Source organism: Bradyrhizobium manausense (assembly GCF_018129685.1).
In the GTDB taxonomy this organism is placed as follows: Bacteria; Pseudomonadota; Alphaproteobacteria; order Rhizobiales; family Xanthobacteraceae; genus Bradyrhizobium; species Bradyrhizobium manausense_D.
On the sequence record NZ_JAFCLG010000008.1, the window covers coordinates 187,492 to 200,797 of the forward strand.

The 13,306-nt window shown below is 64.3% G+C and carries 15 protein-coding genes and 1 pseudogene; 9 read left to right on the forward strand and 7 right to left on the reverse strand.

Annotated features, from left to right (window positions below):
• Positions 1-40: 40 nt before the first annotated feature.
• Complete coding sequence (gene gtdA / locus JQ621_RS20610) at positions 41-1,081, forward strand: gentisate 1,2-dioxygenase (RefSeq protein ID WP_212236498.1); 1,041 nt, start codon at positions 41-43, stop codon at positions 1,079-1,081.
• Between the two features lie 96 nt (positions 1,082-1,177).
• A complete protein-coding gene (locus JQ621_RS35785; protein ID WP_283813204.1) occupies positions 1,178-1,300 on the forward strand; it encodes a hypothetical protein in 123 nt (40 codons plus the stop codon).
• Between the two features lie 11 nt (positions 1,301-1,311).
• Here the strand turns inward: JQ621_RS35785 and JQ621_RS20615 are convergent, their stop codons facing one another.
• The 4 genes from JQ621_RS20615 to JQ621_RS20630 all read right to left on the reverse strand — a co-directional run bounded on the left by JQ621_RS20615 (position 1,312) and on the right by JQ621_RS20630 (position 5,454).
• Positions 1,312-2,133 (reverse strand): ABC transporter permease, encoded by an 822-nt coding sequence (locus tag JQ621_RS20615; RefSeq protein WP_212236499.1) that lies wholly within the window; start codon positions 2,131-2,133, stop codon positions 1,312-1,314.
• Positions 2,126-2,899 carry an ABC transporter ATP-binding protein gene (locus tag JQ621_RS20620; protein WP_212236500.1) on the reverse strand — a complete coding sequence of 258 codons (774 nt, stop codon included), beginning with the start codon at positions 2,897-2,899 and terminating at the stop codon, positions 2,126-2,128. The genes JQ621_RS20615 and JQ621_RS20620 overlap by 8 nt, the downstream gene beginning before the upstream one ends.
• Positions 2,900-3,049: 150 nt before the next feature.
• Complete coding sequence (locus JQ621_RS20625; protein WP_212236501.1) at positions 3,050-4,054, reverse strand: ABC transporter substrate-binding protein; 1,005 nt, start codon at positions 4,052-4,054, stop codon at positions 3,050-3,052.
• Between the two features lie 35 nt (positions 4,055-4,089).
• Positions 4,090-5,454: an FAD-dependent oxidoreductase gene (locus JQ621_RS20630; protein WP_212236502.1), complete on the reverse strand. Its 1,365-nt coding sequence runs from the start codon at positions 5,452-5,454 to the stop codon at positions 4,090-4,092.
• Between the two features lie 110 nt (positions 5,455-5,564).
• Here JQ621_RS20630 and JQ621_RS20635 point away from each other — a divergent pair, with 110 nt between their 5' ends.
• Positions 5,565-6,449: a LysR family transcriptional regulator gene (locus JQ621_RS20635; protein WP_212236503.1), complete on the forward strand. Its 885-nt coding sequence runs from the start codon at positions 5,565-5,567 to the stop codon at positions 6,447-6,449.
• Positions 6,450-6,548: 99 nt separating this feature from the next.
• On the opposite strand, the gene JQ621_RS20640 is transcribed toward JQ621_RS20635, so the two are convergent.
• Positions 6,549-7,352, reverse strand: a complete 804-nt coding sequence (locus JQ621_RS20640; RefSeq protein WP_212236504.1) for an enoyl-CoA hydratase-related protein — start codon at positions 7,350-7,352, stop codon at positions 6,549-6,551.
• Positions 7,353-7,519: 167 nt separating this feature from the next.
• On the opposite strand from JQ621_RS20640, the gene JQ621_RS20645 reads away from it, so the two are divergent.
• Entirely contained in the window at positions 7,520-8,494 is a 975-nt protein-coding gene (locus JQ621_RS20645) for a ketopantoate reductase family protein (protein ID WP_212236505.1), read from the forward strand.
• 3 nt (positions 8,495-8,497) lie between these two features.
• Here the strand turns inward: JQ621_RS20645 and JQ621_RS20650 are convergent, their stop codons facing one another.
• Positions 8,498-9,175 (reverse strand): alpha/beta hydrolase family protein, encoded by a 678-nt coding sequence (locus JQ621_RS20650; protein ID WP_212236506.1) that lies wholly within the window; start codon positions 9,173-9,175, stop codon positions 8,498-8,500.
• 123 nt (positions 9,176-9,298) lie between these two features.
• On the opposite strand from JQ621_RS20650, the gene JQ621_RS20655 reads away from it, so the two are divergent.
• Together JQ621_RS20655 and JQ621_RS35885 are read left to right on the forward strand one after the other, a co-directional pair.
• The gene (locus JQ621_RS20655; RefSeq protein WP_212236507.1) at positions 9,299-10,444 is read left to right on the forward strand and encodes an acyl-CoA dehydrogenase family protein; all 1,146 of its coding nucleotides are present in this window, start codon (positions 9,299-9,301) and stop codon (positions 10,442-10,444) included.
• Positions 10,445-10,469: 25 nt separating this feature from the next.
• Positions 10,470-10,565: pseudogene (locus JQ621_RS35885) on the forward strand (alpha/beta hydrolase); the annotation flags it as partial.
• Between the two features lie 4 nt (positions 10,566-10,569).
• Here JQ621_RS35885 and JQ621_RS20660 read toward each other — a convergent pair.
• Positions 10,570-11,454, reverse strand: coding sequence for a LysR family transcriptional regulator (locus tag JQ621_RS20660; protein ID WP_212236508.1), 885 nt, complete (start codon positions 11,452-11,454; stop codon positions 10,570-10,572).
• 103 nt (positions 11,455-11,557) lie between these two features.
• On the opposite strand from JQ621_RS20660, the gene JQ621_RS20665 reads away from it, so the two are divergent.
• The 3 genes from JQ621_RS20665 to JQ621_RS20675 are packed head-to-tail and all read left to right on the forward strand — an operon-like array spanning position 11,558 to position 13,044.
• Entirely contained in the window at positions 11,558-11,986 is a 429-nt protein-coding gene (locus JQ621_RS20665; protein WP_212236509.1) for a DoxX family protein, read from the forward strand.
• 19 nt (positions 11,987-12,005) lie between these two features.
• A complete protein-coding gene (locus tag JQ621_RS20670) occupies positions 12,006-12,467 on the forward strand; it encodes a DsrE family protein (RefSeq protein WP_212236510.1) in 462 nt (153 codons plus the stop codon).
• The gene (locus tag JQ621_RS20675) at positions 12,460-13,044 is read left to right on the forward strand and encodes a TlpA family protein disulfide reductase (protein WP_212236511.1); all 585 of its coding nucleotides are present in this window, start codon (positions 12,460-12,462) and stop codon (positions 13,042-13,044) included. Before JQ621_RS20670 ends, JQ621_RS20675 begins: the two co-directional genes overlap by 8 nt.
• The last annotated feature ends 262 nt before the right edge of the window (positions 13,045-13,306 follow it).

Here is a 13,306-nt window from a genome sequence, read left to right on the forward strand (position 1 = left end):
GTATACTGTCAATCTATACAAAAGCATTGGGAGCCGCGCCATGGAAGCCGTGACCAAGACGCCGGAACGCGAGGCGTTCTACAAGAAGATCGATGGCGAAAATCTCACCGCGCTGTGGACGGTGATGAGCGACCTGATCACGCCGGAGCCGAGGAGCGCCTGCCGCCCCCATCTGTGGAAGTTCGACGTCATCCGCGACTACATGATTGAAGCGGGCAAGCTCATCACCGCCAAGGAAGCCGAGCGGCGCGTGCTGGTGCTGGAGAATCCCGGCCTGCGCGGCCAGTCGAAAATCACGACATCGCTCTATGCCGGCGTGCAGATGGTGGTGCCCGGCGATGTCGCGCCCGCGCACCGGCACAGCCAGTCGGCGCTGCGCTTCGTGCTCGAAGGCAAGGGCGCCCACACCGCCGTTGATGGCGAGCGCACCGCGATGGAGCGAGGGGATTTCATCATCACGCCGTCGATGACCTGGCACGATCATTCCAACGAGACTGACCAGCCGATGTTCTGGCTCGATGGCCTCGACATCCCGCTGGTGCAGTTCTTCGACTGCTCGTTTGCGGAGGGATCGAAGGAAGACCAGCAGAAGATCACGAAACCCGCCGGCGGCAGCTTTGCCCGCTACGGCCACAATCTGCTGCCGGTCGACGTGAAGCGGAGCTCGAAAACCTCGCCGATCTTCAGCTATCCCTATGCCTACACCCGCGAGGCGCTGGAGAAGGCCAGGACAAGCCAGGAGTGGGACGCCTGTCATGGGCTGAAGCTGAGATTCAGCAACCCCGAGAGCGGTGATTTCGCAATGCCGACCATCGGTACCTTCATCCAGCTGCTGCCAAAGGGATTTAAGACCGCTCGCTATCGTTCGACGGACGCGACCGTGTTCTGCCCGATCGAGGGCAGGGGCCGCAGCCGCATCGGCGATGCCGTGTTCGAATGGGGCCCGCGCGATCTGTTCGTGGTGCCGAGCTGGCAGTGGGTGACGCACGAGGCCGATGAGGATGCGGTTCTGTTCAGCTTCTCGGATCGACCGGTGCAGCAGAAGCTGGATCTGTTTCGCGAGGATCGCGGGAACGCGTGAGCCCCGCTCTATCCTCCGTCATGGCCGGGCTTGACCCGGCCATCCACGCGCGGCCGCGCCGGAGGAAACACGTGGATGCCCGGGACAAGCCCGGGCATGACGACCTATCTTGTGTCGCTGATCTGCCCCCACATCGTCATTGCGAGCGGAGCGAAGCAATCCAAAGTATTTTCCGCAGAAGCAGTCTGGATTGCTTCGTCGCTTCGCTCCTCGCAATGACGGAGAATGCCTCACCGCCAGTGCAGCAACCGCGTTTCCAGCAAATTGATAACCTTCCCCACCACCAACCCGAACACCGACAGGATCACCACGCCCGCGAGCAGCTGGTCCGTCTGCATGAGATTGCCCGCCTGGAGCACGAAGGCGCCGATGCCGTATTGCGCACCGATCATCTCGGCGCTGACGACGAGCAGCAGCGCCACTGACGCGGTGATACGGAAGCCGGCGAGGATCGCGGGCAGCGCGCCGGGCCAGACCACTTTGCGCACGATCGTGGCGAAGGGAACATTGAAACTCTGCGCCATGCGGATGAGATTGCGCGGCACGGCATCGACACCGCTATAGACCGAGATCGCGGTCGAGAAGAATACGCCGAGCGCAATCGTCGCGATCTTCGGCTCTTCGCCGATGCCGAGCCAGAGAATGAGCAGCGGCAGCAGCGCGATCTTCGGGATCGGGAACAGCGCCGAGATGAAGGTGATGCCGACGCTGCGCGCAAGCCGGGACAGGCCGATGGCGAAGCCGACCGCAACGCCGGCTGCCGTTCCAAGAACCCAGCCGACGCCGATACGCAGGATCGAAGCGGAAAGATGCTGCCAGAGCGCGCCCGACATCGCGAGTTCGTAGATCGCCCGCAGAATCGCGGAGGGCGCCGGCAGGAACAGCGGATTGATGAAGCCGCTGCTGCCGGCGGCCTGCCAGATCGCGATGACGAGCCCCAGCGCGATCCAGCCGCCAAAGCGGCTGGACGCAGGCACGAAGCCCGCGCCGCGGAAACGGACGCGTCGCGTCGTCTCGTTCCCGGCCGATATATCCGGAGCGCGATCAAGCATGCTGGACCTCGCGCTCGGCATCGATCGCCTCGTTGCGGATCAGAGACCAGATCTGGTTCTGCAGGGCGAGCAGCCGTTCACGTGCAGCGATTTCGCCGCGCTCGGCACGCGTCATCGGCACGGCGACGACCTCGCGAATACGGCCCGGCCGCCGCGACAGCACCACGATGCGGTCGGCGAGCCGCGCCGCCTCCTCGAGATTGTGCGTGACATAGACCGCGCCCATGCCGCCATCGGCGAGCAGACGGACGAAATCTTCCATCAAGAGCTCGCGGGTCTGCGAATCCAGCGCCGAGAGCGGCTCATCCATGAGGAGAATGGCGGGCTTGACCGCGAGCGCGCGCGAAATGCCGACGCGCTGGCGCATGCCGCCGGACAGCTGCTTTGGATAGGTCCGGCGGAAATCGGTCAGGCCGGTGCGGCGCAGGGCATCTTCGACCAGCGCGCGGCGTTGGGCGGCCGAGAGCTGGGTGTGCAGCAGCGGAAACTCGACGTTCTCCTCCACCGTGGCCCAGGGCAGCAGCGCAAAGTCCTGGAACACGAAGGTGAGCGGATTGAGACTGTCCGCCGACGGCGCGCCGCGCAGCTCAGGCGCGCCGGAAGTCGGTTGCAGCAGGCCGCCAAGGATCGACAACAGCGTGCTCTTGCCGCAGCCGGACGGACCCACGATCGCCACCACCTCGCCTGAACTCACCGCGAAGGAGATGTCATCGAGCACGGCGAGATCGCCGAAGCGGTGGCTGATCTGGTTGGCGATCAGGTCCATGCGGCCGACCTCCTACATCGCCGTCGTCCCGGCGAAGGCCGGGACCCATAACCACCGAATTGAATTTGGCGAAGACAGGCAATGACCATTTTGCTTCACAACTCCGACTCGGCGTATGGGTCCCGGCCTGCGCCGGGACGACGTTGAGCATCAATCCGCCTTCACATAATCCTTGGCGATGATCGTATCCGCATCATAGCCCTTGTCGGCGAAACCCTGCTCCTGGAGCCATTTGATCTGGTTGTCGACGTTCTTGACGTCGAGCTTGCCGTCCGGATCGATATAGGCGCAATTGCCGACAACCTGCTCGACCGGCAGGTTGGTGTATTTCGCGATGATCTCCAAAAGCGGCCTGGTCTTGTCGTTGATCGGCGCGACGCCGTCCTTCATCGAAGTTAGAATGACGTCGTGGTATTCGCGGTCGGCCTTGGCGAGCACGCCGAGGAATTTCGTCACCAGCACCTTGTTTGTCAGCGTCTTCGGCGAGGCGAACACCGCGCCCAGCTGCCAGGGCGTCTCGTCGCCGACCCACCCCAGGAATTTCGCGCCGCCATCGTCCATCAGCTTGCGCGCGGTGGAGATCGGCAGCAACGCGGCATCCACGGTCTCGCCCTTCAGGGCGGCGGCCGCGTTCGACAGCGATTGCAGCGGCACGATCTTCACGTCCGAAAGCTTGAAGCCGTATTTGTCGGCGAGCAGGCCGAGCGAATAATGAAAGGACGAGCCGACCTGCGTCATCGCGATGCGCTTGCCCGCAAGATCCTTCGGCGTTTTCAGGCCGGCCGCATAGGCGCTGTTGCTGGCGAAATAGCCAATCAGGGGATAGCCGGCCTTCTCGCGGCTCATGCCGCCGATCACCTTGAGCACGCCCTTGCCGGCGAGATTGTAGAGGCCGGCGGTGAAGGCGGTGACGCCGAAATCGACGTCGCCCGAGGTGGTCGCGACCGCGATCGGCTGGGCTGCATCGAAGAACTTCAGCTCGACGTCGAGACCCGCCTCACGGAAATAACCCTTGTCCTGGGCGATGAAGACAGGCGCGGAGGACGACAGGCGGAGCACGCCGACCTTGGCCTTCAGCGCATCCTCGGCCCAGGCTGTGCCGATCGCCATCATAGACAAAAGGCTAAGAGCCGCGACCCGCGCAATCCCGATCATCCCGCTTCCTCCAATAATTCTCTTTTTGCAGTCCGTTACAGGCCCTTTGGCACGGGCTGGTCCCGCCCGATGAAGGCGCCCTGTTGTTTCAACGTTTCCTGCAATTTTTCAACCGCTATATCACGCGGGATCCGGTTTCCGGACAGCGCCAGCGCGGCCGCGGAACCGGCCGCCTCCCCCATCACGAAGCAGGCCCCGGACACGCGCGCCGCCGACTGCCCCTCATGGGTCATCGAGGCGCAGCGGCCGGCGACCAGAAGGTTGTCGACGCCTTGAGGCACCAGCATGCGGTAGGGCAGCTCGTTATAGCCGCGCGATTCAGGGATCGGTGGGAAAGTAAAGACGACGTCGCCGGCCACATGAGCCTCGATCGGCCAACCGTTGACGCCGATGGAATCCTCGAACGAGGCGCAGCCGAGCACGTCCTCGCCGCTGAGCTGGTAACCGCCCTTGATGCGGCGGGTCTCGCGGATGCCGAGCTGCGGCGGCAGGTCGACGATGTAGGATTTTTCGAAGCCCGGCACGGTGCGCAAGAACTCGAAAGCGGCGAGCGCCTGCCTGCGACCTTCGATCTCGCCCCGGGTGAGATCATCGGGCTCGACGCCGTTGATGGCATGGCCGTCCTCGCGCGCGACCTGGGTGAAATTCACCCGCCATTCGATGCCGGATTTCTGCGGCCGCACGATCGCGCTCTTGCGCGGGAATTTGTGCGTGCCGGCGGCGGTGGCCGCTTCCATCAATTGCGGGATCGTCCGCCAGGCGTCACCCGCTCTTGCGGGATCGATGCCGTTCAGGCGCAGCATCATCGACGGATACATCGGATGGCCGTGTTCGTCGCCGATCTCGAACGGCGCGCCGGCCCAGACTGCGAGATCGCCGTCGCCGGAGCAATCGATGTAGATCTCGGAGCGCACGGCCCGCCTTCCCGCCTTGGTCTCGATCATCAGCGCGTCGATGCGGTTGTCATCGCCCATGACGACGCCGGCGCCGAGCGCGTGAAAGAGAATGTGAACCTTGTGGCTTGCGAGAAGCTCGTCGGCCGCGATCTTGTAGGCCGCGGTGTCATAGGCCTGCGCAAAGACCTTGCCGAGGATCAGATGCGGCGCGTTGAGGCCGTTCAGATGATCGATCCGCGCCAGCAGATCGGACGCCATGCCCTGCACCAGCCTGACGGCCTCGCCATAGACATTGCCATGCAGACCGCAGAAATTGGTGACGCCGGCCGCCGTGCCCATGCCGCCGAGAAAACCGTAACGCTCGATCAAGAGGGTCTTCCTACCTGCACGCGCGGCGGAGGCCGCAGCGACGATGCCGGCGGGGCCGCCGCCGAGCACGACGACCTCATATTCGCCGTAGAGCGGCACCTGGCGCGCTGGTTCTTGAATCGTCGTGGCCCGCATGGCGCGTCCTTCCCAAAATCTCTTGCTTGCGGGCGACTATGAATTAACGCGAGACAGACTACAATCTACCGAAATAGGCGATCAGCTTTCGCGAATCGAGAAAGGTGGACATGGACATCCTGGTGAACCTTCAGGCCTTTCTTGCCACCGCCGATGCGGCCGGCTTCTCCGCCGCTGCGCGAAAGCTCAACGTCTCGACCTCGGTCGTCGCAAAGCGCGTCACGCAGCTGGAGACGCGGATCGGCGCACCGCTATTCCACCGCTCGACCCGGCAATTACGGCTCACTGACGCCGGCCAGCGCTATGTGCATCGCGCACGCAGCGTCGTGTCCGACGCGGCCGATCTGCTCTCGCGCATGGGCGAGAAGGGCCACGACCTCGTCGATCACCTCCGCATCAAGGCGCCGACCTCGATGACGGTGGCACGGCTGGCCGATGCCTTCAGTGCATTCCAGACGCAAAACCCGCGACTCAAACTCGAGATCGTGCTGATCGACCGTCCGGTCGATCCCGTCGCCGAAGGTTTTGACATCGCGATCGGCGCCTTCCCGCATTCCTTCGGCGGCGTGGTCGACGAACCGCTGGTCCCGTTGAAGCGGCTGCTCTGTGCCTCGCCCGCCTATTTGAAGAAGCACGGCACGCCAAAGCATCCGCGCGACCTCGTCGAGCATCGCTGCCTCAGCTTCATGCCAACCGGCCCCGAATGGATCTTTGAAGGGCCGCGCGGCCGCATCAGCGTCCAGGTCAGCCCACTGCTCTCGTCCAACGAGGGACATGTGCTGGCGCGCAGCGCAATCGCCGGCAACGGCATTGCGCTGATGTCGCATTACCTCGTGGCCGATGCCTTGCGCGACGGCACGCTGAAACCGGTGCTGCGCGACTTTCCGATTCCGGAATTGTGGGTCAAGGCCGCCATCCCCGAGCGGCGGCGTAATGCCGCGGCGGTGCAGGCGCTGCTGACTTTGCTGAAAACGTCACTCGCGCCGTCGCTGTGAGCCGCGATGCCGTAGCCCGCATGGAGCGCAGCGGAATGCGGGGGCACAGGCCCCGGACTACGCTTCGCTCCATCCGGGCTACATTCACAACACCTGCGCTCAGTCTTTTCCACCGCCCCAATTCGCCGCCCGCTTCTCGGCGAACGAGGCCAGCCCCTCCGCCGCTTCCGCGCTCTGGCGCTTGAGCGAATGCAGCTGGACGAGGCGCGTATACGCCGCGTCGTCCACCGCCATTCCCCCGAACGAGCTTTCCAGCGCGAGCCGCTTGGTCTCGGCCATCGCATCCGGCCCGTTGGCGAGCAACTGCTCGACCACTTTGGCACCCGCGGCCTCGAGATCTGCGAGCGGCACGACCTCATGGACGAGGCCGATGCGGCGGGCGTCTTCGGCGCCGAACCGTTCGCCGGTCAGCGCGTAACGGCGGACTTGCCGCACACCAATGGCATCGCAGAGCTGCGGGATGATGATCGCGGCGGTCAGGCCCCAGCGGACCTCGGTGATCGAGAACAGGGCGTTGTCGGCGGCAATCACGACATCGCAGGCCGCGATCACTCCGGTACCACCGCCGAAGCAGCCACCCTGTACCAGTGCCACGGTCGGGATCGGTAACGTATTGAGCCGCTGCACGGCCTCGAACGTCGCCCGCGACGCCGCCTCATTGGCCTCGGGCGATTGCGGCCGCACGCCGTTGATCCATTTGAGGTCAGCGCCGGCCTGGAAGTGCTTGCCATTGCCCTTGAGCACGACGACGCGCAGGTTGGGATTCTTGCCCAGATCGTCCATGGCCGCGAGCACGCCTGAGATCAGGGCGCCGTCATAGGCGTTGTTGACCTCCGGCCGGTTGAGCGTGACGGTCGCAACCCCACGCGCATCTGATGTCCACAGGACGGGGCTGGCAGTCATCGGCGATCCTCCGGTCATTCTGATGGCGCGCACTATGGCCGAGGCAACGCGTCCCGATCCATATCTTTCCAGCGTGGGCCGGCCGCGTCCATCGCATGGCGGCTTGTGTCATGCTGCGGCCGGGCGGCATCCAAGGGCACGGCAAAGCGATCAGGGACGAACATCAAATGCGCATCTGCATTTTCGGCGCGGGCGCCGTCGGCAGCCACATTGCGGTACGGCTGGCGCGCGCTGGTCATGAGGTCTCATGCGTGATGCGGGGGGCGCATCTGGAGGCGGTTCGCGCCAATGGCCTCAAGCTGCGCGTCGGTGATTCCGAGGTCTCCGCCAAGGTCAACGCAACCGGCGATCCAGCCCAGCTCGGCCCCCAGGACGTGGTGATCTCGACGCTGAAGGCCACGGCGCTCACCGGCCTCGTCTCCAGCATCAAGCCACTGCTGCAGGATGACACCGCCATCGTGTTCGCGCAGAACGGCATTCCCTGGTGGTATGGGATCGGCCTGCCGCCGCGGCATCCGACGCCGCCGGACATTTCGTTTCTCGATCCCGGCGGGCGCTTGCGCGCCTGCATCCAGAAGGAGCGGATCATCGGCGGCGTCATCTTTTCCTCCAACGAAGTGACTGCGCCCGGGGTGGTGCAGAACCTCACCCCGGACCGCAACCGCCTGCTGATCGGTGAATGCGACGACCGCAATTGCGAGCGCATTACAAAACTCCGCGGCGTCTTCAACGATGCGCGGCTGGAGTCGCCGCCGGTGGCCGAGATCCGCGAGGCGATCTGGTCAAAGCTGCTGACCAACATGTCGCTGTCGGTGCTGTGCCTGCTCACCGGCCAGACCGCACGCGGCGTACGCGATGATCCCGCCTTTGCCGAGGTGATCCCGCGGATGCTGACCGAGGCCAACGACATCGCGCAACACTTCATTCCCGAGGTCAAGCGGGTGTCGCGCAGCGGCCCCGCACCCAACCACAAGCCCTCGCTGCTGCAGGATTACGAGCTCGGCCGCGCCATGGAGATCGACGTGCTGGTGAAGGCGCCCGCCGCCTTTGCGCGCGCCGCCGGGCTATCGACGCCGACGCTGGATCTGATCGCTGCGCTCGCGATCCAGAAGGCGCGCGACAAGGGGCTCTACTCCGCCTGAACCTCAGGCGAGTCGATCGATCCAGGCCGCGAGCGTGTCGAGCACCTCGGCAAGCGCCTCGTCATCGGTGCGGCCTGACTTCTTCAGCACCGCGAAGCCGTGATCGCCGCCTTCGATCACATGCAGCGTCGCTTTTGCTCCGAGCGCAGCGACGACGGGCTTGAGAAGGTCGAGGTCGGCGAGCCCGTCTCGCGTTCCCTGGAGAAACAGCATGGGAATGGCGACGCCACCAAGATGCTCCGCGCGCTCGGTCGATGGCTTCTTGTCGGCGTGAAGGGGGAAGCCGAGGAAGGCGAGGCCTTTGACACCGGGCAATGGAGCCTTCGACTGCGCCTGCGACGTCATGCGTCCGCCGAACGACTTTCCGCCGGCGACGAGCTTCAATCCCGCGCACTGCCGCGTCGCTTCCTCGACTGCCTTGCGGACGGTGGCATGGGCGACCGCAGGCTGGTCGGGACGGCCCTGCTTGTTTTCCATGTAGGGAAAATTGAAGCGCAACGTTGCGATGCCGCGCTTTGCCAGCCCCTCCGCAATCTTGTCCATCGATGCATGCCGCATCCCGGCACCAGCGCCATGCGCCAGGATGTAGCAGGCGCGCGCATTGTCCGGCTGCATCAGGATCGCAGAGACTTTGCCGATGCGTTCGACGTCGAGCTTGAGCTCTCGAGTTTTGACGGCCACAATCACCCCCAACAAGCGCTGCTGCGACCGCCTTGGTAGCGTCGCAGGCGCAGCCTGAAAACACAATAATTGGCGGCGCTGGCTGATCTACCAAGCCGGCAAGCCGCATCATCAGAGGTAATCATGGCCTACCGCTCCTCCTGGATGACCGAAGAGCTCGACGTCTTCCGCGACCAGTTCCGGAAGTATCTTGCCAAGGACCTTGCACCTCATGCCGAGAAGTGGCGCGAGCAGAAGATGGTCGACCGTTTCGCCTGGCGCGGGCTCGGCGAGATGGGCGCGCTGCTGGCGAGCGTTCCGGAGCAATATGGCGGACTGGGCGCGACCTTCGCCTATGACGCCGCCGTGCTGGACGACCTCGAAAGCACAGTGCCGGAACTGACCACCGGCGTCTCCGTGCATAGCGCCATCGTTGCGCACTACATCCTCAACTACGGCTCGGAGGAGCAGAAGAAGCGCTGGCTGCCGAAGATGGCCTCGGGCGAAATGGTCGGCGCCATTGCCATGACCGAGCCCGGCACCGGCTCGGACCTGCAGGCCGTCAAGACCACCGCGAAGAAGCAGGGCAATTCCTACGTCATCAACGGCCAGAAAACGTTCATCACCAACGGCCAGGCCGCCGATCTCGTCGTCGTGGTCGCGCGCACGGGTGAAGCCGGCGCCAAAGGCATCTCGCTGATCGTGGTCGAGACTGCGGGCGCGGATGGCTACAAGCGCGGGCGCAACCTCGACAAGATCGGCCTGCACGCCTCCGATACGTCGGAGCTGTTCTTCGACAATGTCACCGTGCCGCCGGAAAACCTGCTCGGCAAGGAAGAGGGTCAGGGCTTTGTCCAGCTGATGCAGCAGCTGCCGCAGGAACGCCTAGCGCTTGCCGTCGGCGCCGTCGCCTCGATGGAGCGTGCGGTCAAGCTCACCACCGAGTACACCAGGGAGCGGAAGGCGTTCGGAAAGCCGCTGATGGATTTCCAGAACACCGCCTTCACGCTCGCCGAACGCAAGACCGAAGCCATGATCGCGCGCGTCTTCGTCGACTGGTGCATCGAGCAACTCGTCGCCGGAGACCTCGACACCGTCACGGCGTCGATGGCGAAATACTGGTGTTCGGACAAGCAGGTCCAGACCGCCGACGAATGCCTCCAGCTGTTCGGCGGCTACGGCTACATGCAGGAATATCCGATCTCGCGCATCTTCATCGATTCCCGCATCCAGAAGATCTATGGCGGCACCAACGAGATCATGAAGCTGTTGATCGCGCGATCGCTGTAGTCGCGTTCAGCGGGCGACGCCAACTTTGTTCCGCCTGGTGCAGGTATCGGGAAGCCACGAGCTGTGCTTCTCCGATCCGGCGCGGCTTGCCAGGGCCATCATGGAAGCAGGACGCGACTAGCCTGCTATCTCATCCGCTTGTCGGCGGCGACGAAGTCGATGAAGGTCCGCACCTTGGCGGACAGATATTTGCGGCTGGGATAGACTGCGAACAGGCGCCCTTCGAAGATGACGTCGTCGGGCAGAATGTGGACGAGACGGCCGGCGGCGATGTCATCAGCGACCAGCCATTTGGGCAGGAAGGCGAGGCCCATGCCCTCCAGCGCCGCCATGTGCAGCAGCGTTTCGTTGCCGCTGCGCAGCACCGGGTTGAGCTTGACGGTCTCGACGGTGCCGTTCCTGTTCAGAGAGAAGCTCTCGCCCGGATAAAGCGCGTAGTGCAAAAGCGCCTGTCCCGCGAGGTCCGCGAGCTCTTTCGGGCGGCCGGCACGATCGAGAAAAGATGGCGCTGCGACCAGGTGAAACGCCACCTTGGTGATCGGACGCGCGATCAGCGACTCGTCGGGTGCGCCTGTCGCGCGCAAGGCAAGATCGAAGCCCTCCTCGACCAGATTGACCAGCCGCCCGCTGAGATCGATATCGAGACACACCTCGGGATAGCGGGCCTGATAATCCGCCAGCACGCCCGCGAACATCGTGTTCGCCATCCACACTGGTGCCGTCAGCCGCAGCGTGCCGCGCGGAACAACTGTGGCATGGCTGACGGCGGCTTCGACCTCGTCGAGCGAATCGAGCATCTGCCGCGCCTGCTCGAAATAGAGCGTGCCGCTCTCGCTCAGGCTGACGCGCCGGCTGGTCCGGTTGAGCAGCCGCGTGCCCAGCCGCTTCTCGAGCTGCATCACATGCTTGCTCGCCATCGCAGGCGAAATGCGCAGGCGCTCGGCCGCGGCCGCAAAGCTCTTCAGCTCCGCGACCAGGCAAAATACCCGCATGCTAACCAAGGAATCCATCAGATCATCAACATCCAGGAAATGAACCACTCCCCGAACATATAATGATCAAATCAGGCGAAACCATCAAATGGTGGCAACCGTCACCGTTTGGAGAACCACCATGTCCACCACCACCTTCGAGACCGCCACCCCCGGCCTCGCCCTTCGCATTGGCCTCTGGGCCGCGCAAATCCTCATCGCCATCGCCTTCGTCGGGGCGGGGCTGGTCAAGCTGACCACGCCCATCCCCCAGCTGGCAGCGATGATGCCCTGGGCCGGGCAGTATTCCGAGACCTTCGTTCGCTCCATCGCGCTGGTCGATCTCGCTGGCGGCATTGGCATTCTGCTGCCGGCGCTGACGCGAGTCCTGCCGCGACTGACGGTGCTGGCCGCACTGGGCTGTTCGGTATTGCAGCTCATCGCCCTCGTCTTCCACCTCTCGCGCGGCGAAGCCGAAGTGACGCCGCTCAACGTTGTCCTGCTCGCGCTCAGCCTGTTCGTGCTGTGGGGCCGCAACAGCAAGGCGCCGATCGCGCCGCGCCGGTTCTAGCGGCAGGGCAACCGCTGCCATGATCTCTGCCATCAGATGGTCCCGCAGGGGCTTGCTTGCGGGCACCGCGATCGTCACGGCCGGCGGTACAGCCGCGGCCAAGGTGGATCGCCTCGCCGATGGCGTCGTGATCCTGATCGACAGCAACGAGCCCTATGTCATGGGTCATGCGATCAGCTACTCGGCCAACCTCGCCAAGCACTTTGCCGACAAAGGCGCACGGTTGCTGATCGAGGTTGTCGCCAATGGCAAAGGCATAGATGTCTTCAGGGCGGACAAGACCCCGCTGGTCGAGCCACTTGCGACGCTGCGGCAGTCGCTGCCGAACCTCACTTACAGCATGTGTGCTTCGTCGAAGGCCATTGCGGAAGCCAGAGAGCAGGTCTCGATCCCGCTGATATCGGGCGCAGGCCTCGTCCCCTTCGGCATCGGGCGCGTCGTGGATCTCCAACTCAGAGGCTGGGCCTATATCCATGCGTGAGAAGTCCCGCGCGCTGTCAAGGCGATCCCTCCTGGTCGCCGCACCAGCGCTTCTTGCCTCTCTACGCGCCGCCTGCGCGCAGGGAAGCTGGCCGCCGGTGTTCGAAGCCGGGCGCAACCAGTTCACGGTCGTGCGACCGCGCACCGCAATGCCGTCGATGCGGCTTCAGGACCTGCATGGGAAAGACGTGGTTGTGGCGGCGAAGCCGGGACGTATCACGCTCGTCAATTTCTGGGCGACATGGTGCGCCGCCTGCCGGCTCGATCTGCCCGTGCTGGCAAGCCTCTCGGGATCGCAACGCGACCTGCTGGATGTCGTCCCTGTCTGCACGGACACGAAGGATTTGCGCAAGATCACCGCGTTCCTCGCCGGCCTCGCCGCGAAAAACCTCGCCTGCTATGTCGATACCTATGGCGCGGCGGCGCAAGCATCGACAGAGATGTTCCCCCTCGTCGGCATGCCCATCACCTACCTGGTCGGGACGAGCGGCCATGTCGAAGGCTACATCGCCGGCGCCCCCGACTGGCATTCGTCCGCAGGCGCGCGGCTGCTGCAATTCTATCGCGAGCAGGGTTAGCCCCGCTCAGTTCGGATGCCACCAGCGGCCGTCAATGATGCCTGGTGCAGTGTCAGGAAGCCACGAGTTGTGCTTCTCCATCCGGCGCGCCTTGCCAGGGCGATCGAGAAGGAAGGACGCCACCGACCTGCGCGTCCGTCAAAAGTGAAACGACGTTCGACGATTGCTGCACCGCAGAGCTTCGGCCTTGCTCGGTGGCCCACGAACTCAGATCGATGGAAGCAACTTGTCACGTGCGGCTCCCCGCCATACGCTGCCCGCC